This window comes from Pseudoclavibacter endophyticus, from assembly GCF_008831085.1.
Lineage (GTDB): Bacteria > Actinomycetota > Actinomycetes > Actinomycetales > Microbacteriaceae > Pseudoclavibacter > Pseudoclavibacter endophyticus.
In genome coordinates this window covers 1,912,407-1,932,176 of sequence record NZ_WBJY01000001.1, presented here as the reverse complement: position 1 = coordinate 1,932,176, position 19,770 = coordinate 1,912,407, and the positions used below count along the sequence as shown (strand labels likewise).

16 protein-coding genes are annotated in these 19,770 nt (G+C 68.9%); all 16 read left to right on the top strand.

Annotation, left to right across the window (positions count from 1 at the left end; genetic code table 11):
• The first annotated feature begins 15 nt into the window (after positions 1–15).
• The 16 genes from F8O04_RS08695 to dnaE all read left to right on the top strand — a co-directional run bounded on the left by F8O04_RS08695 (position 16) and on the right by dnaE (position 19,770).
• A complete protein-coding gene (locus tag F8O04_RS08695) occupies positions 16–1,560 on the top strand; it encodes a Mur ligase family protein (protein WP_158028839.1) in 1,545 nt (514 codons plus the stop codon).
• A complete protein-coding gene (locus tag F8O04_RS08690; protein ID WP_158028838.1) occupies positions 1,557–3,050 on the top strand; it encodes a UDP-N-acetylmuramoyl-tripeptide--D-alanyl-D-alanine ligase in 1,494 nt (497 codons plus the stop codon). Before F8O04_RS08695 ends, F8O04_RS08690 begins: the two co-directional genes overlap by 4 nt.
• A complete protein-coding gene (mraY, locus tag F8O04_RS08685) occupies positions 3,047–4,144 on the top strand; it encodes a phospho-N-acetylmuramoyl-pentapeptide-transferase (RefSeq protein ID WP_158028837.1) in 1,098 nt (365 codons plus the stop codon). Before F8O04_RS08690 ends, mraY begins: the two co-directional genes overlap by 4 nt.
• Positions 4,126–5,709: a UDP-N-acetylmuramoyl-L-alanine--D-glutamate ligase gene (gene murD / locus F8O04_RS08680; protein WP_158028836.1), complete on the top strand. Its 1,584-nt coding sequence runs from the start codon at positions 4,126–4,128 to the stop codon at positions 5,707–5,709. The genes mraY and murD overlap by 19 nt, the downstream gene beginning before the upstream one ends.
• Positions 5,612–7,000, top strand: coding sequence for a putative lipid II flippase FtsW (gene ftsW / locus F8O04_RS08675; RefSeq protein WP_158028835.1), 1,389 nt, complete (start codon positions 5,612–5,614; stop codon positions 6,998–7,000). Before murD ends, ftsW begins: the two co-directional genes overlap by 98 nt.
• Positions 6,997–8,073, top strand: coding sequence for a UDP-N-acetylglucosamine--N-acetylmuramyl-(pentapeptide) pyrophosphoryl-undecaprenol N-acetylglucosamine transferase (locus F8O04_RS08670; RefSeq protein ID WP_158028834.1), 1,077 nt, complete (start codon positions 6,997–6,999; stop codon positions 8,071–8,073). Before ftsW ends, F8O04_RS08670 begins: the two co-directional genes overlap by 4 nt.
• A 74-nt stretch (positions 8,074–8,147) precedes the next feature.
• Positions 8,148–9,566, top strand: coding sequence for a UDP-N-acetylmuramate--L-alanine ligase (gene murC / locus F8O04_RS08665; RefSeq protein ID WP_158028833.1), 1,419 nt, complete (start codon positions 8,148–8,150; stop codon positions 9,564–9,566).
• A 107-nt stretch (positions 9,567–9,673) separates the two neighbouring features.
• Positions 9,674–10,336 carry an FtsQ-type POTRA domain-containing protein gene (locus tag F8O04_RS08660; RefSeq protein ID WP_158028832.1) on the top strand — a complete coding sequence of 221 codons (663 nt, stop codon included), beginning with the start codon at positions 9,674–9,676 and terminating at the stop codon, positions 10,334–10,336.
• Between the two features lie 243 nt (positions 10,337–10,579).
• Positions 10,580–11,929: a cell division protein FtsZ gene (ftsZ, locus tag F8O04_RS08655; protein ID WP_158028831.1), complete on the top strand. Its 1,350-nt coding sequence runs from the start codon at positions 10,580–10,582 to the stop codon at positions 11,927–11,929.
• A gap of 5 nt (positions 11,930–11,934) precedes the next feature.
• Positions 11,935–12,663 (top strand): YggS family pyridoxal phosphate-dependent enzyme, encoded by a 729-nt coding sequence (locus tag F8O04_RS08650; RefSeq protein ID WP_225734924.1) that lies wholly within the window; start codon positions 11,935–11,937, stop codon positions 12,661–12,663.
• A 32-nt stretch (positions 12,664–12,695) separates the two neighbouring features.
• Positions 12,696–13,223 (top strand): cell division protein SepF, encoded by a 528-nt coding sequence (locus F8O04_RS08645; RefSeq protein ID WP_158028830.1) that lies wholly within the window; start codon positions 12,696–12,698, stop codon positions 13,221–13,223.
• A 99-nt stretch (positions 13,224–13,322) separates the two neighbouring features.
• Complete coding sequence (locus F8O04_RS08640; RefSeq protein WP_158028829.1) at positions 13,323–13,613, top strand: YggT family protein; 291 nt, start codon at positions 13,323–13,325, stop codon at positions 13,611–13,613.
• 201 nt (positions 13,614–13,814) lie between these two features.
• On the top strand, positions 13,815–14,552 hold the full coding sequence (locus F8O04_RS08635) for a DivIVA domain-containing protein (RefSeq protein ID WP_158028828.1): 738 nt from the start codon (positions 13,815–13,817) through the stop codon (positions 14,550–14,552).
• A gap of 6 nt (positions 14,553–14,558) precedes the next feature.
• Positions 14,559–15,209 carry a signal peptidase II gene (gene lspA, locus F8O04_RS08630; protein WP_225734923.1) on the top strand — a complete coding sequence of 217 codons (651 nt, stop codon included), beginning with the start codon at positions 14,559–14,561 and terminating at the stop codon, positions 15,207–15,209.
• Complete coding sequence (locus F8O04_RS08625) at positions 15,206–16,135, top strand: RluA family pseudouridine synthase (protein ID WP_158028827.1); 930 nt, start codon at positions 15,206–15,208, stop codon at positions 16,133–16,135. Before lspA ends, F8O04_RS08625 begins: the two co-directional genes overlap by 4 nt.
• Before the next feature lie 122 nt (positions 16,136–16,257).
• A complete protein-coding gene (dnaE, locus tag F8O04_RS08620) occupies positions 16,258–19,770 on the top strand; it encodes a DNA polymerase III subunit alpha (protein WP_158028826.1) in 3,513 nt (1,170 codons plus the stop codon).

Sequence of the window (19,770 nt, the reverse complement as noted above, 5' to 3'; positions counted from 1 at the left end):
GTTCCCCAGGAAGACATGCCCGCTGCTAGCATCCGACCGCTCCATCCGGTCGCCCGCTCCCTCTCTGAACTCGCTGTCCGATTCGGCCTCGAAGAACCCGACGGCGTCGACCAGGTCGAGGTCACCGGTGTCGCCATCTCGTCGTTTGACGTGCGCGCTGGCGACCTCTTCGTCGGCCTCTGCGGCACGCGGACGCACGGCGCTGCGTTCTCGCCGCAGGCCGTGGCTGCGGGCGCCGTGGCCGTTTTGACCGACGCGGACGGCGCGAAGCTCGTCGCCGACGCCGGCGTCACCGTACCGGTGCTCGTGACCGACTCGCCGCGGGAGGCTCTCGGCGAGGTCGCCGCATGGGTGTATCGCACCGACCACGACGAGCCGAAGCTCTTCGGCATCACCGGCACGAACGGGAAGACCACCGTCGCATACCTTCTGGACGCCCTCCTCACCCAGCTGGGGGCGGTCACGGGGCTCTCCACGACCGTCGAGCGTCGCATCGGGGATGAGCGCATCGAGGCCACCCTCACAACGCCGGAGGCCTCAGAACTGCACGCGCTGATCGCCCGCATGCGCGAGGAGGGTGTCCACGCCGCGAGCATCGAGGTGTCGGCGCAGGCCGTCACCCGCCACCGCATCGATGGGCTCGCGTTCGACGTCGTCGGCTTCACGAACCTCTCGCACGACCACCTCGACGACTACGCGGGCTTCGATGACTACTTCGCCGCCAAGCTCGCCCTGTTCACCCCCGAGTGCGCCAGGAGAGGAGTCGTCTCGCTTGACTCGCGGTGGGGGAGCGACCTGGTCGAGAACAGCCGGATCCCTGTGACGACGGTCGCCTCTCGCGCCGACACCGATGCCGACTGGCACATCGAGGTGGGTCCGCAATCGCAGGCCGGCACCGAGTTCGCGCTTCGCAGCCCCGACGGTCGCGTCATCGCGAGCCGCGTGCCCATTCCGGGCTGGTTCTCGGGCGCCAACGCCGGCCTAGCGATCGTCATGCTGGTGGAGTCGGGGTACGACCTCGAGCAGATCGGCGAGGTGCTCGAGCGTGACGGCGGGATCGACGCCTATGTGCCCGGGCGCCTCGAGCTGGTTTCCAACGGCGAGGGCCCGCGCCTCTACGTCGACTACGGGCACACACCGGACGCCTTCGAACAGGCCCTGCTCGCGATGCGGGAACTGACCGAGGGGCGCGTGATCATGGTCTTCGGTGCCGACGGAGATCGCGACATGACGAAGCGGCCGGAGATGGGGCGCATCGCTGCCAGCCTCGCCGATGTGGTCATCGTGACCGACTACAACCCGCGGACCGAGGATCCGGCAGCGATCCGTCGCGTGCTCGTCGACGCGGCGCGGGCGACGCGACCGGACGGCGAACTGCACGAGATCCCGGACGAGCGAGCCGGCATCCGAAAGGCCGTCGAACTCGCGCAGCCGGGTGACACGATCCTCATCGCCGGGCCCGGGCACGAGACGTCGACCGAGGTCGCCGGCCATAAACTCGCCTACTCGGCCCGGGATGAGGCCCGGGTGGCGTTGCGAGAGGCAGGTTGGCAATCATGATGGAATTCACGCTCGGGGAGATCGCGCGTGTCACTGGCGGCGACCTGGTGGTGCGCGGCGCTGCTGGGCCCGACACGATCGTGAGCGGTCTCGTCGACACCGACTCGCGCAAGATTCGGCCTGGCGATCTCTTCGTCGCCAAGCCGGGGGAGACGACCGATGGGCACCGCTTCGTCGGCGCCGCGATCGAGCAGGGCGCGGCGGCCTGCATCGTCGAGCGCGACGTGGAGGGCGAAGTCCCCCTCATCATCGTCGACGACGCGGTGCTGGCGCTCGGCGCCCTCGCGACCGAGAACATCCGCAAGGCGCGGGAAGCCGGCAACCTCCGTGTCATCGCCGTCACCGGGTCGAACGGGAAGACCACCACCAAGACACTCCTGAACGAGATCCTCTCGCGCCTGGCGGCGACCGTCGCCCCCATCGCGTCGTTCAACAACGAGGTCGGCGCTCCCGTCACGTTCTGCCGAGTGGACGCCGGCACGAGGTATCTCGTCGCCGAGATGGGTGCGAGCGCGCCCGGCGAGATCACCCGCTTGACCGACATGGCGCGGCCCGACGTCGGCATCGTGCTGACGGTCGGGCTTGCCCACGCCGGGGAGTTCGGCGGCATCGACGTCACGCTCCGCGCGAAGACCGAGATGGTCCAGGCCCTCGACGAATCGGGCGTCGCGGTGCTGAACGCGGACGACCCGCGCGTGAGCTCCATGGCCGACAAGACGCTCGGGCGCGTCGTGCGCTTCGGACGTGGCGACGGCACCCGCGCGACCGCCGTGGACGTTCGCGCGAGCGAGGTCGTCGCGAGCAGCGACGGCACACGCTTCACCCTGCACGTTCCGGGCGAGGCGCCCGTGGCCGTTCACTTCCCGGTCATCGGCGAGCACCACGTCACGAATGCGCTCGCCGCCGCGGCGGCGGCCCACGTGGAGGGGGTCCCCGCGACGCAGATCCGCGACGCGCTGGAGTCGGTCACGCGCGCCGAGCACGGCCGCATGGAGGTCGTGCACCGCGGGGCCGTGACCGTCATCAACGACGCGTACAACGCGAGCCCCGACTCGATGGCCGCAGCCCTCCGCACGCTCGCGCAGATCGCGGAGCCCGACCAGCGCACCGTCGCCGTGCTCGGCGAGATGAGCGAACTCGGGCCGTACGCGATCGAGGAGCACGACCGCATCGGCCTGCTCGCGGTACGACTCAACATCGGACAGCTCGTCGTCGTGGGACACGGCGCTCGCGCGCTGCATCTGGGCGCGATCGCGCAGGGCTCCTGGGACGGTGAGTCGGTGCACGTCGAGAACGCGGACGCCGCATATGATCTCCTGAACCGCGAACTGCGGGAAGGAGATCTCGTGCTCGTGAAGTCGTCGAACGCCGCTGGCCTGATGTCGCTCGGCGATCGGCTCGGAGAGCTCGCTCGCGAGCGCGAGGTCGGTACGGGTGCTCCGCCCGCAGCGTCAGGGCTCGGCACGGCCGGGCACGGGGGAGCCGCGTGATCGGCGTTCTGGTCGCCGGTTCCGTCGGCCTGCTGTTCACGCTCTTCGCGACCCCCCTCTTCGTCAAACTGTTCCACCGCCTCCAGTGGGGCCAGTTCATCCGGGAGGACGGCCCCAAGGGTCACCACTCGAAGCGCGGCACTGCCTCGATGGGTGGCATCGTCTTCACGATCGGTGCGGTGCTCGGTTACTTCGTCGCGTGCCTCGTGACCTGGGACCCCCCGGCGGCGTCAGGGCTGCTCGTGCTCGGCATGATGGTCGGCCTCGCCGTCATCGGCTTCATCGACGACTACATGAAGGTCAGGCAGAAGCAGAGCCTCGGCATCGGCGGGTGGACCAAGATCGCCGGTCAGGTCGTCGTCGCCTCGGTCTTCGCGATCGTCGGTCTGCAGTTCGTGAACGAATCGGGCGTGCGCCCGATCTCTTCGAGCGTCTCGTTCATCCGCGACCTGCCGATCGACTTCATGTCGCTCGGCGTCATCGCCGGCACGGTGCTGCTCGTCGTCTGGATCGTGCTCATCACGACCGCGACCTCGAACGCCGTGAACGTCACCGACGGCCTCGACGGTCTCGCGACCGGGGCATCCATCATCTCGATCGGGTCGTTCGGCTTCATCGCCTATTGGCAGTTCAACCAGCTGTGCGGGACGCCGCGCGTGGCGAGCGCTGTCGAGGCGGCCTGCTACGACGTGTACGCGCCGCTCGATGTGGCCGTCGCAGCTGCAGCGATCGTCGGGGCGCTCATCGGCTTCCTGTGGTGGAACACGTCGCCCGCTCAGATCTTCATGGGCGACACCGGCTCGCTCGGCCTCGGCGGCGCGCTCGCCGCACTGGCGGTGGTCACGCGCACCGAGCTGCTGCTCGTCTTCATCGGCGGCCTGTTCGTCGTCACGACCGGCTCCGTCATCGTGCAGCGGATCTACTTCAAGCTCACGGGCGGTAAACGCATCTTCCTCATGAGCCCCATCCATCATCATTTCGAGTTGAAGGGATGGGCCGAGGTCACGATCGTCGTGCGGTTCTGGATCATCGCCGGCATCTTCGCCGCGATCGGTCTCGGGCTGTTCTACGCCGAATGGTGGTCACTGGCGTGAGCGCCAGCCCGAGCGCACTCACGAGCTGGCACGACGACTGGCGCGGCCTGCGGGTCGCCGTGCTCGGGCTCGGCGTGACCGGGTTCTCCGTGGCCGACACCCTCGCCGAGCTCGGGGCCTCGGTCCTCGTCATCGCCGGCGCGCACGACGACGATCGGGAGCGAATCCTCGAGGTGCTCGGGGTGCCCGTCGTCGTGCGGACGCCCCTCGACGTCGTGCCGGACGAGCTCGCCGCCTTCGAGCCGGAGCTCGTCGTCGCTTCGCCCGGCTTCGCGCCCCACCACCCGCTGATGCGGTGGGCAGCAGACCGCGAGCTGCCGATCTGGGGCGACATCGAACTCGCGTGGCGCCTGCGCGACAAAACCGGCCGCGTCGCCGAATGGCTGTGCGTCACGGGAACCAACGGGAAGACCACGACGACGCAGCTAACCGCCCACATGCTGCACACCGCCGGCATGCGCGCCGTGCCCTGCGGCAACATCGGCACGCCGATCCTCGACGCCATTCGCGACCCGCAGGGGTATGACGTGCTCGTCGTGGAGCTCTCGAGCTACCAGCTGCACTCGATCACCTCCGTCGCGCCCACGTCCTCCGTGGTGTTGAACCTCGCCGACGACCACCTCGATTGGCACGGTTCTGCTGAGGCCTATCGCCTCGCCAAGGGCCGCGTCTACGAGCACACGCGCATCGCCTGCGTGTACAACCTCGCCGACGACGCCACGAGGCGACTCGTCGAGGACGCCGAGGTGCAGGAGGGATGCCGCGCCATCGGCTTCGGCCTCGGAACACCGGGCCCAAGCGACCTCGGCGTCGTCGACGGCGTCCTGATCGACCGTGCCTTTCTCGAAGAGCGGCGCACGAGCGCGCTCGAGCTCGCGACCGTCGAGGAGCTGCGCGCCGTCGGTCTCGGCGCGGGGCACCTCGTGCAGAACACGCTCGCTGCGGCGGCGCTGGCCCGCAGCATCGGTGTCGCGCCCGAGCACATCCACGACGCCCTCGCGACCTTCGCCGTCGACCGGCACCGGAACGAGCTCGTCGGCGAGCGCGACGGTGTCGCCTGGGTCGACGATTCCAAGGCGACGAACGCGCACGCCGCCAATGCCTCGCTGCACGCCTACCCCAGCGTCGTGTGGGTCGTCGGCGGACTCCTCAAGGGCGTCGACCTCTCACCGCTGGTCGCGAAGCACGCGACACGCCTCCGTGCGGCCGTCGTCATCGGCGCTGACAGGGCGGCCGTCGGAGCCGCGTTCGCGCAACACGCGCCCGACGTCCCCGTCCATCTGATCGACGTGACCGACACTGATGACGTCATGCCGCGCGTCATCGCCTGTGCGGAGGCGATCGCCCAGCCGGGCGACACGGTGCTCCTCGCGCCAGCCGCGGCATCGATGGACCAGTTCATCAGCTACAGCGATCGCGGCCAGAGATTCGCGGCCGCCGTGCGCAGCGCGTGGGAGGCCGAGTCGCATGACCGGGACAGTGCCCCCGAGATCACCCGCATCGACGACGCGAACCGGAACGCGGGCCACGACCCCGACGGGCCGAACGACGCAGCCGATCACTGAGGGAACCGACGCACGGCGGGGCGGGGCGCCCGGAGCGAGTCGGCCGAACGGCAGCGGGCAGAGTGCCGACCGCCCCACGGGGCTCCGCGCGGTCACCGTCTCGCTGGGCCGTCGCTTCTCCGAGGGCGACCGCGACGTCTCGCTGCTGATCGCGGTCACGCTCGCGCTCGTGGTCTACGGGCTCGTCATGGTGCTCTCGAGCTCCTCGGTCGAGGAGTTCGCGGCAGGCAACAGTATCTCCGACAAGTTCGTCAGACAGGGGCTCTTCGCGCTCGTCGGCGTGCCACTCATGCTCATCGCCTCGCGTCTGCCGGAGCGATTCTGGAGCGCCATGGCGTGGCCTCTCCTCGTCGTCGGCGTCGCCCTGCAGGCGCTCGTGCTCACGCCCCTCGGTTACGAGGTGAACGGGAACCGAGCCTGGATCGACCTCGCGGGGTTCTCGATGCAGCCGGCCGAGGTGCTCAAGATCGCCCTCATCGTGTGGCTCGCGTCGGTGATCAGCCGGAAGGAGAAGCTGCTGAACGACTGGCGGCACGCCTTCATCCCCGTCGTGCCGGTGCTCGTGATCGCCATCGGGATCGCGCTGCTGACGAAAGACCTCGGCACGGTCATGGTGATCGCCGTGTGTGTGCTCGGCGCGCTGTTCTGCGGGGGCTTCCCACTCACGTACCTCGCGCTCGGCGGAATTGCCGCGGCGGGCATGTCGATCGTCTTCGCGGCGACGAGCCCCAACCGCGTCGCCCGCATCAGTGCCTTCTACACGGGTGACTGCGATTACGAGGACCTGTGCTGGCAATCGACGCACGGGCTCTATGCCCTGTCGGCCGGCGGATTCTTCGGCGTCGGGCTCGGGAATTCCCGGGCGAAGTGGTCGTGGCTCCCCGAGGCCGACAACGACTTCATCTTCGCCATCGTCGGGGAGGAGTTCGGTCTCGTGGGCGCCCTCGTTATGATCGCGCTGTTCGTTGCGCTGGCGGTGCTCATGGTCCGGCTGCTCGTGCGGAGCACGAGCACGTTCCGTCGAACCATCATCGGCGGGGTCCTCGTGTGGCTCCTGTTCCAGGGGTTCGTGAACATCGCCGTCGTGCTCGGGCTGCTCCCCGTGCTCGGCGTCCCGCTTCCCCTCGTGTCGTCGGGGGGCTCGGCGCTGCTTACGACGCTCGGCGCGATCGGTATCGTCTTAGCCATGGCCCACGCCGACACGAACGAGACCGCCGCCCGCTCACGGCCCCGATCCGGCGAAGGTGCTCGCCGAACCTCGCCGACCGCATCGCGAGCGCGCGAGCGATGACGACCTACCTGCTTGCCGGCGGCGGTACCGCCGGTCACGTGAACCCGCTGCTCGCCGTCGCCGACGTGCTTCGCGAGCGCGAGCCCGACGCCGGGATCATCGTGCTCGGCACCCGCGAAGGCCTCGAAGCGCGCCTGGTGCCGGAGCGCGGCTACGAGCTCACCACGATCGCCAAGGTCCCGTTCCCGCGGCGACCGAATCGCGCCGCCCTCGCATTCCCCGCGACCTTCCTCGGCGCGGTCCGCGACGTGCGCCGGGTCATCGACGATCGCGACGTCGACGTGGTCGTCGGCTTCGGCGGGTACGCCGCGACTCCCGCGTACGTCGCCGCCCGCGGTCGCGTGCCCGTCGTGATCCACGAGGCCAACGCGATGCCGGGCATGGCGAACAAGCTGGGGGCGAAGTGGGCGAGCCGCATCGGCACCGCCTTCACGCAGACGCCGCTGCCGGGCGCGCAGTTTGTTGGCATGCCCCTTCGGCGCGAGATCGAACTGCTCGACCGGGCAGCGCGTCGATCCGAGGCGATCGACGCCTTCGGCCTCGACCCGGATCGCCCGACCCTGCTGGTGACGGGCGGATCGCTCGGTGCGAAGCAGCTCAACGAGACGATGCGCGTCTCCGGCACCCGGATCGTCGAGGCGGGGTGGCAGCTGCTGCACATCGTCGGCCGGCTCTCGGCGTTCGACGACCCGGGTATCGGCCATTACCACGTTGTCGAGTACTGCGACCGGATGGACCTGGCCTTTTCCGCGGCCGACCTCGTCGTGTGCCGCTCAGGTTCCTCGACCGTGAGCGAGATCACGGCCGTCGGCCTCCCGGCGGTGTACGTGCCCTATCCCGCCGGGAACGGCGAGCAGGCGGTCAACATCCGCGAGCACGTCGCCACGGGAGCCGCTCGCACGGTGCGCGACGCCGACTTCACGCCCGGCTGGGTCGAGGTCGAGCTGCTGCCGCTCCTCGGCGACCGAGCGACACTCGAGCGGATGGGCGCGGTCGCGTCGCGGATCGGCGTGCGAGACGGCGCCGCCCGCGTCGTGCGCCTCGTCGATCACGCGCTTGGCCGTGCCGCGTAACCTTGATCGGTCGCGACCGTGATCGGACGCGCACCGCGACGAGCCCGAACGGGCAGGAGCACGCAGGAGGCAGGATGATCAAGCCAGACCCGAACGTCGCCATACCCGACGACCTGGGGGCAGTGCACCTCGTCGGCATCGGCGGGTCGGGCATGAGCGGTATCGCGCGCATGCTGCTCGACCGGGGGATCCGCGTCTCCGGGTCGGACCGCACCGAGAACGCGGCTACGACGGAACTCCGTGAGCGGGGCGCGCGCATCGCCATCGGCCACGACGCGGCGAATGTGGGCGACGCCGAGACGCTCGTCGTCACGAGCGCCCTGTGGCCGGACAACCCGGAGCTCGTGCGGGCACGCGAGCTCGGGCTCACGGTGCTGCATCGGTCGCAGGCGCTCGCGTGGCTTACCCGTGGACGCCGCCTCGTCGCCGTCGCGGGTGCGCACGGCAAGACCACGTCGACCGGGATGATCGTCACGGCGCTCGAGGCGATGGGGGCCGACCCGAGCTTCGTCAACGGCGGCGTCATCGGCGGTCTCGGGACGTCGTCGCGCCTCGGGACCGGCGAGACCTTCGTCGTCGAGGCCGACGAGTCGGACGGGTCGTTCCTCTTCTACGACACGGCCGTTGCGCTCATCACGAACGTCGATGACGACCACCTCGACCATTACGGCACGATCGACGCCTTCGAGCGGGCATTCGTCGACTTCGCAAGCCGCGCGAGCGAGGGGGACGTCATCTCGAGCGACGATCCCCTCGCGGTCGAGATCACGCCCCGGATCGGCAACGAGCGGGTCATCACCTTCGGCGAGGCCGAGACCGCCGATGTCCGGCTGAGCAGCGTCGCGACCGCAGGTGGCGCGACGACGTTCCGCATCGCGTACGACGGCGGCGTCTACGACGGTGAGCTCGAGGTCCCCGGTCACCACAACGCGCTCAACGCGGCCGGAGCCTTCGCGGTCCTCGTGCATCTCGGCTTCGCTCCGCGAGCCGTGCTCGATGGCCTCTCGCGCTTCGGTGGCACGAAGCGACGCTTCGAACTGCACGACACCGTGCGTGGCGTGCGGGTCTATGACGACTACGCGCATCACCCGGCAGAGGTGGAGGCCGCGCTCACCGCCGCGCGCACCGTCGTCGGCGACGGGCGGATCATCGCGGTTCACCAGCCGCATCTGTACTCGCGCACGCAGGCCATGAGCGACGTGTTCGCGGAGGTCTACGAGCGGCTCGCCGATCACACGGTCGTGCTCGACGTGTGCGGTGCCCGCGAGGATCCGATCCCCGGGGTCACCGGCGAGCTCGTCTCGAAGGAGTTCTCCGACCCGGGCCGGGTCTCCTACCAACCCGATTGGCAGGACGCGGCCGACCACACGGCGTCAGTCGCCCGGGCGGGCGACGTCGTCATCACCTTCGGCTGCGGCGACGTGTACCGGATCATCCCGCAGCTGCTCGACGCACTGCGGGGCGGTGGTCCGGGACAGGGCCGCGGCGCGTGACCGTCGGGGCGGGCGGCGGCCGCCAAGCGGATGGCACGGGTGGCGGTGCGTCGCGCCGTCCCTCGGAAGCGCGCCGGTTCACCCGCCATCGCACTCGACGGCGCGGCGTGATCGTCGCGATCGTCGCGCCCCTCGTGGCGCTGGCGGTGTTCGTTGCCGTCGCCCTGTTCTCACCGGTGATGTCGGTGCGCACGATCGAGGTGGAGGGGCTCGATCGCCTTGACGAGGCGACGGTCCACCAGGCGCTCGCCGATCTCGAGGGCCGACCGCTCGCCCTGGTCGGGAGCGGTGACATCGCCGAGCGGCTCGCGCCCTTCGTGTTGGTGCAGAGCTATTCCACGCGGGCCGAGCCGCCCTCGACCCTCGTCGTTGAGGTCATCGAGCGACAGGCGATCGGCGCCCTTCCGAACGGGGGCGGTTTCACCGTCTACGACGCCGCGGGCATTGCGCTCTGGGATGCCGCGACCGCGCCGATGGACGTGCCCTCGCTCGAGCTCCGCGGTGGCGACCCGGGCTCGGACGCCTTCGCCTCGGCCGCAGAAGTGTCGCTCGCGTTGCCGAGCGCGTTCCGCTCGCAGGTCGCCACGATCGAGGCGGCCTCACTGGACGACGTGACGCTCGAGCTGCGCGACGGTACGAGTGTCGTGTGGGGAAGCGCCGATGAGTCGACGAAGAAGGTCGAGGTGCTCCTGGCGCTCATCGCCGCCACCAGCGACGCCCCGCCGTCGCAGTACGACGTCTCGAGCCCGGAGGCTCCCGTCACCCGGTGAGGCGGGCACACGCCGGACCTTCAAGTTTCACCTCAAGGTTGAGGCGACCTGGGGATTCATAGCAGGGTGCGCGCGACACTCCCCACGCCCTCCGCGCCGGAGGGGCGGCCCAGACGTACCGTCGTGACCAGGAATCGCAGACCGCGACGAATCCGCTCCCGCGTCGTCACGATCGGGCAGTCCACACGGTGTGGCCGCCACGAGGTGCCGGCGGGATCGGACAATCAACGAGGGGCCGGACACGTGTCGAACACCAACAATTACCTCGCCGTCATCAAGGTCGTCGGCATCGGCGGTGGCGGCGTCAATGCCGTCAACCGCATGATCGAGCTCGGCCTGCGCGGCGTGGAATTCATCGCCATCAACACCGACGCACAGGCGCTGCTCATGAGCGACGCCGACGTCAAGCTCGACGTGGGCCGCGAGCTCACGCGCGGGCTCGGCGCGGGAGCCGACCCCGAGATCGGCCGCCGTGCCGCCGAAGACCACGCGGAAGAGATCGAGCAGGCGCTTGCTGGCGCCGACATGGTGTTCGTCACCGCCGGGGAGGGCGGCGGCACCGGAACGGGCGGCGCGCCCGTGGTCGCGCGCATTGCCCGCTCCATCGGCGCGCTCACCATCGGTGTGGTCACGAAGCCCTTCGGCTTCGAGGGCCGCCGCCGCATGCAGCAGGCCGAAGTCGGCGTCGCGGCCCTCAAGGAAGAGGTCGACACCCTCATCGTCGTGCCGAACGACCGGCTGCTCGAGATCAGCGACCGCGGCATCTCCATGCTCGAGGCCTTCTCGACGGCCGACCAGGTGCTCCTCGCCGGCGTCCAGGGCATCACCGACCTCATCACCACGCCCGGCCTCGTCAACCTCGACTTCGCCGACGTGAAGTCGGTCATGAAGGGCGCCGGCACGGCACTCATGGGCATCGGCTCGTCCCGGGGGGCCGACCGGGCGATCAAGGCGTCGGAACTCGCCGTCGCATCCCCGCTCCTCGAGGCATCGATCGAGGGGGCGCACGGTGTGCTGCTGTCGATCCAGGGTGGCTCGAACCTCGGCCTGCTGGAGATCAGCGACGCCGCGCGGCTCGTCGAAGAGGTCGTCCACTCCGACGCGAACATCATCTTCGGCACGGCGATCGACGACTCGCTCGGCGACGAGGTGCGGGTGACGGTCATCGCCGCCGGCTTCGACTCCGGCGAGCCGAAGGTCCGAAAGGATGTTGACGCCGGCGCCACCCTCGGGGCCCAGACGAGCGGCGGCTCGACCGCAGGTGCGGGCTCGACCCAGCGAGCCGACGACGCCTCGCGCGCCGTCACGATCGGTCACCCGGCGGCGACCGCGCACGAGGCCGAGCCACGGCCCGAGCCGGTCGGCGTCAGCGCGTACGGCTCGTCGGCGAACGGCGCGGGTGCGGCGACGCCGAGCGACGCCGCACCGCGTCGTCAGGAAGCGGCTCGCACCGAGCACTCGCAGTCTGCGACGAACGCCCCGGCCCCCGCCTGGTCCACGGCAGAGGCTCCGACCGTGCAGCCCGCGCAGCCGCAGCGCAGCTACGACGACGTCAGCGACGACCCCTTCGACATCCCCGACTTCCTGAAGTAGGCCACGTGTCGACGCCCATCGCGGAGCCCGGCGATCCCGCCGACCCCGAGCTCGCCGGGCGTCTCGCACGCGTCCGCGAGGAGATCCGCGACGCCAGCGCCCGGGCCGGTCGTGCCGATGACCTGCCGGCGCTCATCGTCGTGACGAAGTTCCACCCCGCCACGCTCGTGCGCGACCTCATCGCGCTCGGCGAGCGCCGATTCGGCGAGAGTCGACACCCCGAGTCGAGGGAGAAGGCCGCGGCCGTGGCCGGGCTCCTCGCCGACTCGCCTGCCCCCGAGTGGCACTTCGTCGGCCAGATACAAACGAACAAGGCGCGACAGATCGCCGCGTACGCGAGCTGCCTGCATGCGATCGACCGGCCTGAGCTCGTGAATGCGCTGGCGTCGATCTCACGCCCGTCCCCGCTCGACGTCTTCGTGCAGGTGAATCTCACGGACGATGCGGGGCGCGGCGGCGTCGACGACGCAGGGCTCGAACCGCTCGTCGAGCAGGTGCTCGCGACCCCGACGCTTCGCCTCCGCGGACTCATGGCAGTCGCCCCGCTCGGCGACGATCCCGATCACGCCTTCGAGACCGTTCGCCGGCGCTCCGAGCGCATCCGGTCCATCGCTCCCGAGGCGACCGCGCTCTCGATGGGGATGAGCGGCGACTTTCGTTCAGCGATTTCACAGGGGGCGACACACCTTCGAATCGGCGCGGCAATCACGGGAAAACGCCCCCGCCGGCCGTAGCGTTCTCGAAGGCGACATCACGGAGGTACAACATGGCGAACCCGCTGCGCAATGCAATGGTCTATCTCGGACTGGCCGAAGAGGACGACGAGCAGTATGAGGCGCCGCGCCAGGCTCCGCCGGCCGCGGCCACCCGCACGGAGCGCACCGAGCGGGCGAGCCGCCAGGAACCGTACGTGCGGTCGGAGCGCCACGAGGCCGTCGATGAGCAGCCTCCCGCACCGGTCACCCCCATCAATCCGAACGCATCGAAGCCGGTGCAGAACCCAGTGGCGAGCGAGATGAACGAGATCCTCACCGTGAACCCCAAGGCGTACAAGGACGCGCAAGTGATCGCTGAGCACTTCCGCGACGGCGTGCCCGTCATCATCAACCTCTCGCAGATGGAAGATGCCGAGGCCCGTCGCCTCATCGACTTCGCGAGCGGTCTCAGTCAGGGCCTCTATGGCAAAATCGAGCGCGTCACGAATCGCGTGTTCCTGCTCTCGCCCCACCACGTGGCGGTGCACACGGAACAGCAGCGCGACGGCGCCGCAAAGGAAGCATCCTTCTTCGCCTGAGTCGCCGCCTGCGAACGGGACGGACCCCGCGGGGCCCGTCCCGTTCCACGTGTCGGGACACCTGCCACGCCAATCACCTGGCCTGAACTAGAGGAACCAATGCTCCAGATCGTCGGCGCACTGCTCGGTTTCGTCATCGGCCTCTACATCTTCGTGATGTGGGGACGGCTGATTCTCGACTACGTGCAGCTGTTCGCGCGCACCTGGAGGCCCAAGGGCGTCGTGCTCCTGCTGTGCGAGCTCGTCTACACCCTGACCGATCCGCCGTTGAAGTTCGTACGTCGCTTCGTCCCGCCCCTGCGGCTCGGCAACATCGCCATTGATCTCGCCTGGCTCATCGTGATGTTCGCGTTGATCATCCTGTCGAACCTGGTCATCTTCATCCGCTAATGCACAGCCGTCAGCGCCCGGAAGGGATGTGACGGACGGGGACGATGTGTCGTAGTGTGATCGTGTCCGCGTGGGCGTCACCCGTCAGCGGCGAGCGCGAGCGGAACCAGGTAACGATAGTGTTACCGATTGACCACCGCGTCGTGCGGACCACGGCAGTAGGCAAGACCGTTGCACAGAACCATTGAGTAGGGAGTCGGGATGGCACTTACGCCGGAAGACGTCGTCAACAAGCGGTTTCAGCAGACGAAGTTCCGTGAGGGCTACGACCAGGACGAGGTCGATGACTTTCTCGACGAGATCGTGGTTGAACTTCGCCGGCTGATTGCCGAGAACGAAGAGCTCCGCCGAGCCCTCGACGAGGCCCCGAAGGGCGCACCGGCGCCCGCGGCCGCACCGCAGGTCGAGGCCCCGACCGAGACTCCCGCAAACCAGGCGCAGGCGCCCGAGCAGACGCCGGCCGCCGCCCCCGCTACGCAGGGGATGCCCTCGCAGTTCGACGACCTCGCCAGCATTCAGGACGATTCGTCGACACCCGAGAACGAGGCTGAGACGTCGAACTCGCTGCTGTTGCTCGCGCGGCGCCTGCACGACGAGCACGTTGCCGACGGCGCTCGCCGCCGCGACGAGCTGATCGCGGAAGCCGAGTCGAAGGCCCAGCAGGTACTCGCCGAGGCCGAGTTGAACGCGAAGAACCTCGCGAGCGAGGGCCAGGCGCGCGCCGCGCAGATCGTGGCCGACGCCGAGCGACGCGAGCGCGAGACTGTAGGTCGCGCGGAGGAGCAGAAGCAGAAGCTCGAGGCGCGCATCGAGGAACTGCGTATCTTCGAGCGCGAATACCGCAACGAGCTGCGCGCCTACATCGAGGGACAGCTCAACGATCTCAACAAGCAGGCGTCGAACATCGAGCCGCAGGGCCCGGTTGCCCAGCAACCGTAGCCCCAGGTGACGCAGCAACACGCTCACGGTGCCGCGGCACCGACTTCCCAGCCGTCGCGAAGCAGGGCGATCGCCCTCGCCCTCCTCGCGACGGTTGCGGTGGTTTGGTACGCGGTTGACCAGTTCGTCAAGATCGTGGTCGAGACGAACATGGTCGAGGGACAGGTCATCGAGGTGCTCGGCCCCGTGCTGCAATGGCACTTCGTGCGCAACCCCGGTGCGGCATTCTCGTTAGCGGCCGGACAGACCTGGATCTTCACGGCCTTCGCCGTCATCGTCGTGATCGTGATCGCCGTCCTGGCACGGCGCATCCGGTCGTTCGCGTGGGCCACCGTCTTCGGCCTCGTGCTCGGGGGGGTGCTCGGCAATCTCACCGACCGCCTGTTCCGGCCCCCGGGCTTCGGCGTCGGCCACGTCGTGGACGTCATCTCGACCCCGTGGTTGCTGCCCGCGATCTACAACGTCGCCGACATGGGCATCGTGTTCGGCATGATCCTGTTCGTGTGGCTCACACTGCGCGACGTGCGCCTCGACGGAACCCGGGGCCGCACGCCAAAGCGGCAGCCTGAGCCGGGGGAGCTCGAGCCGGGGGAACCCGAGCCGGGGGAGCCCAAGCCGGGGGAACCTGAGACCGACGCGCCGGGGATTCGCGCATGAGCGAGTCGCGCACTCTCCCCGTGCCCGAGGGGCTCGACGGCGCACGCGTCGACGCCGGCCTCGCGAAGCTCCTCGGGCTCAGCCGCACGGCGGTCGCCGAGATCGCCGCGGACGGCGGCGTCGTCGTCGACGGACGGCCGGCTGCCAAGTCCGATCGGCTCGTCGCCGGCACCCTCGTTGAGGTCACGTGGCAGCCCGCGGCGCCCGTCAAAGTTGTGCCGATCGAGGTGCCGGGCCTCCGCGTGGTGCACGATGAGCCCGGTTTCGTCGTGATCGACAAGCCCGTCGGTGTCGCCGCCCACCCCTCGGTGGGTTGGGAGGGGCCGACCGTGCTCGGGGCGCTCGCGGCGGGCGGCTTCCGCATTTCCACCTCCGGCGCGGCCGAGCGGCAGGGCATCGTGCACCGACTGGATGTCGGCACCTCCGGCCTCATGGTCGTCGCGAAGAGCGAGGGCGCCTACGCCGCCCTCAAACGCGCCTTTCACGATCGCGAGGTCGGCAAGGTCTATCACGCCGCCGTGCAGGGACATCCAGACCCCCTTCGCGGCACCATCGACGCGCCGATCGGCCGCCACCCGGGCTCGCAGTGGAAGTTTGCGGTCACGGCCGAGGGCAAGCCGTCCGTGACCCACTACGAGACCCTTGAGGCGTTCCGCCGGGGCAGCCTGCTCGAAGTGCACCTGGAAACGGGTCGCACGCATCAGATTCGCGTCCACATGGCGGCGCAGCGCCATCCCTGCGTCGGCGACCCCCTGTACGGAGGCGATCCCACGCTCGCCGAGGCGCTCGGCCTCACGCGGCAGTGGCTGCATGCTATGCGCCTGTCGTTCGCACACCCCGAGACGGGCGAACTCCGTGAGTTCGTGAGCGCGTACCCCGACGATCTCGCACACGCCCTCGAGCTGCTGCGCGACGGGATCGTGTAGTCCTCACGCGCGGACCGGTCGCCGGCCCGCACGGAGCGAGCGGCGACACGAGCGGCCGACGCGCCGCGAGCGTCCGGATCCGCTTCGCGCGTAGGCTGGTGGGCCGGATCTGGGGAGGCTACGTGTCTGAGAAAGACTCGTTCGTACATCTGCACGTGCACACGGAGTTCTCGATGCTCGACGGCGCCGCGCGCCTCGATGAACTCATGGCGGCGGCCGCCGCCGAGAACATGCCGGCCATCGCCATGACTGACCACGGCAACGTCTTCGGCGCCAAGGCGTTCGCCGACGCTGCGACGAAGGCCGGCATCAAGCCGATCATCGGCACCGAGGCGTACCTGACACCGCGAACGCACCGCTCCGACCGCACGCGCGTCAAGTGGGGCGACGGCGGCGGCGACGACGTCTCGGGCTCGGGCGCGTACACGCATATGACGATGTTCAGCGAGTCGACCGAGGGGATGCACAATCTCTTCCGCCTCAACTCGCTCGCGTCGCTCGAGGGGTACTACTTCAAGCCGCGCATGGACCGTGAGCTCCTGCAGCAGTACGGCAAGGGGCTCATCGCCACGACCGGATGCCCCTCCGGCGAGGTGCAGACGCGGTTGCGACTCGGTCAGTACCGGGAGGCGCGCGAGGCTGCGGCCGAGTTCCGCGACATCTTCGGCAAGGAGAACTTCTACTGCGAGCTCATGGACCACGGCATCGACATCGAGCGCCGCGTCATGGGCGATCTGCTGCAGCTCGCGAAGGACCTCGACCTGCCGTTGCTCGCGACGAACGACCTGCACTACACGCACGCGCACGACGCCGAGGCGCACTCCGCGCTGCTCTGCGTGCAATCGGGGTCGACAATGGACGACCCGAACCGGTTCCAGTTCAACGGCACGGGGTACTACCTGAAGTCGGCCGGCGAGATGCGGTTCATCTTCCGCGATCATCCCGAGGCCTGCGACAACACGCTGCTCGTCGCCGAGCGCTGCAACGCAGCCTTCGACACCGAGACGAGCTACATGCCGCGGTTCCCCGTTCCCGAGGGCGAGACCGAGGAGACGTGGTTCGTCAAGGAGGTCGACAAGGGTCTTGCCTACCGCTATCCGGACGGCGTGCCGGATCAGGTGCGCAGGCAGGCCGACTACGAGATCGACGTCATCAGGAGCATGGGGTTCCCCGGCTACTTCCTCGTCGTCGCCGACTTCATCAACTGGGCGAAGGACAACGGCATCCGGGTCGGTCCCGGCCGCGGCTCCGGAGCCGGGTCGATGGTCGCGTACGCGATGCGCATCACCGACCTCGACCCGCTCGAGCACGGTCTCATCTTCGAGCGCTTCCTCAACCCGGACCGCGTCTCGATGCCGGACTTCGATGTCGACTTCGATGACCGTCGTCGCTCCGAGGTCATCCACTACGTGACGGAGAAATACGGCTCCGACCGCGTGGCCATGATCGTCACCTACGGCACGATCAAGGCGAAGCAGGCGCTCAAGGACGCCTCCCGTGTGCTCGGCTACCCATTCTCGACGGGCGAGCAGCTCACGAAGGCGATGCCGCCGGCCGTCATGGGGAAGGACATTCCGCTCGGCGGCATCGTCGATTCGGACCATCCCCGATACCAGGAGGCGGGCGAGGTTCGCGCGCTCATCGAGCAGAGCCCCGACTCGAAGAAGGTGTTCGAGACCGCCCGTGGCATCGAGAACCTGAAGCGGCAATGGGGCGTGCACGCGGCGGGCGTGATCATGTCGTCCGACCCGCTCATCGACATCATCCCGATCATGAAGCGGGAGCAGGACGGGCAGATCGTCACGCAGTTCGACTACCCGGCGTGCGAGTCGCTCGGGCTGATCAAGATGGACTTCCTCGGGCTGCGGAACCTGACGATCATCTCGGATGCGCTCGACAACATCGAGTCGAACCGGGACGAGACGCTCGACCTCGAGACGCTACCCCTTGATGATCGCGCGGCGTACGAGCTGCTGTCCCGCGGCGACACCCTCGGTGTGTTCCAGCTGGATGGCGGGCCGCTGCGCTCGCTGCTCCGGCTCATGAAGCCCGACAAGTTCGAGGACATCTCGGCGGTCATCGCGCTGTACCGCCCGGGCCCGATGGGCGCCGACTCCCACACGAACTACGCGCTGCGGAAGAACGGCCTCCAAGAGATCACGCCGATCCATCCGGAGCTTGAGGAGCCGCTGGCCGAGATCCTCGGCGAGACCTACGGCCTCATCATCTACCAGGAGCAGGTGATGGCCGTCGCCCAGAGGGTTGCGGGCTACAGCCTCGGCCAGGCGGACATCCTGCGCCGCGCGATGGGCAAGAAGAAGAAGTCGGAGCTCGACAAGCAGTTCGTGGCCTTCTCTGGAGGCATGCGCGAGCGGGGCTATTCGGACGAGGCGATCACGAAGCTGTGGGACATCCTGCTGCCGTTCTCGGACTACGCGTTCAACAAGGCGCACTCGGCGGCCTACGGCGTGGTGTCGTACTGGACGGCCTACCTCAAAGCCCACTACCCGGCCGAGTACATGGCGGCGCTGCTGACGTCGGTGGGTGATTCGCGTGACAAGCTCGCGCTGTACCTCAACGAGTGCCGCCGCATGCACATCGACGTGCTCCCGCCCGACGTCAACGAGTCGAAGCTGCGTTTCGCCGCCGTCGGCGACGACATCCGCTTCGGCATGGGCGCGGTGCGCAACGTCGGGGCGAACGTGGTGGACGAGATCGTGCGCGCCCGGGCGGAGCAGGGCCGCTTCGAGAGCTTCCACGACTTCCTTCGCAAGGTGCCGCTCGGCGTCGCCAACAAGCGCACGATCGAATCGCTCATCAAGGCCGGCGGTTTCGACTCGCTCGGGAACACGCGCCGCGCGCTCGTCGAGATCCACGAGGATGCGATCGACGCGTCGACATCACGCAAGCGCAATGAAGCCCACGGGCAGATCGACCTCTTCGCCGGGCTCGTGGAGTTCGAGGAGGACACCGAGCAGGTGCCCGACCTGCCGGAGTTCCAGCGCCGCGAAAAGCTCGCGTTCGAGCGCGACATGCTCGGCCTGTACGTCTCGGATCACCCCCTGAAGGGCTTGGAGCAGGAACTCGGCAAGCTCGCATCGACCTCGATCCTCGACCTGCAGGACGAGAACGGCGGCTACTCCGACGGTGACACGGTCACGGTCTCGGGCCTCATCACGTCGGTGCAGCACCGCGTCGCTCGCTCGAGCGGCAACCCGTTCGGGCAGATCACCATCGAAGACTTCGGCGGCGAGATCAGCGTCATGTTTCTCGGCCGCTCCTACAAAGACTTCCATGAGCTCCTCAAGCCCGACACGATCGTCGTGCTCGAAGCGCGCGTGCAGCTGCGCGATGACGGCGTCAGCCTGCACGCAAAGCGGCTCTCGCAGCCGAGGCTGCAGGGCGGCGTCGAGCAGCGGTCGCTCACGATCGACCTCGTCGACACGGTTGCGACAACGAAGGTCGTGACGGATCTGGGGGCGACCCTGCGGCGTCATCCCGGCGACAACGAAGTGCGACTGCGGCTGCACACGGCACAGTCGATCCGAACGTTCGAGCTGCCGCACCGCGTGCGCGGCGGAGCCGACCTGGCCGGTGAGCTGCTCACATTGCTCGGGCCCGGCGCCGTGTCGTAG

Coding starts and splice junctions, on each gene's coding strand:
- F8O04_RS08635 (WP_158028828.1), top strand. CDS start 13,815: ATGGCACTTACGCCGGAAGACGTCGTCAACAAGCGGTTTCAGCAGACG.
- ftsW (WP_158028835.1), top strand. CDS start 5,612: ATGACCGGGACAGTGCCCCCGAGATCACCCGCATCGACGACGCGAACC.
- murD (WP_158028836.1), top strand. CDS start 4,126: ATGGTGGTCACTGGCGTGAGCGCCAGCCCGAGCGCACTCACGAGCTGG.
- F8O04_RS08690 (WP_158028838.1), top strand. CDS start 1,557: ATGATGGAATTCACGCTCGGGGAGATCGCGCGTGTCACTGGCGGCGAC.
- F8O04_RS08625 (WP_158028827.1), top strand. CDS start 15,206: ATGAGCGAGTCGCGCACTCTCCCCGTGCCCGAGGGGCTCGACGGCGCA.
- F8O04_RS08670 (WP_158028834.1), top strand. CDS start 6,997: ATGACGACCTACCTGCTTGCCGGCGGCGGTACCGCCGGTCACGTGAAC.
- murC (WP_158028833.1), top strand. CDS start 8,148: ATGATCAAGCCAGACCCGAACGTCGCCATACCCGACGACCTGGGGGCA.
- F8O04_RS08640 (WP_158028829.1), top strand. CDS start 13,323: ATGCTCCAGATCGTCGGCGCACTGCTCGGTTTCGTCATCGGCCTCTAC.
- F8O04_RS08695 (WP_158028839.1), top strand. CDS start 16: ATGCCCGCTGCTAGCATCCGACCGCTCCATCCGGTCGCCCGCTCCCTC.
- F8O04_RS08645 (WP_158028830.1), top strand. CDS start 12,696: ATGGCGAACCCGCTGCGCAATGCAATGGTCTATCTCGGACTGGCCGAA.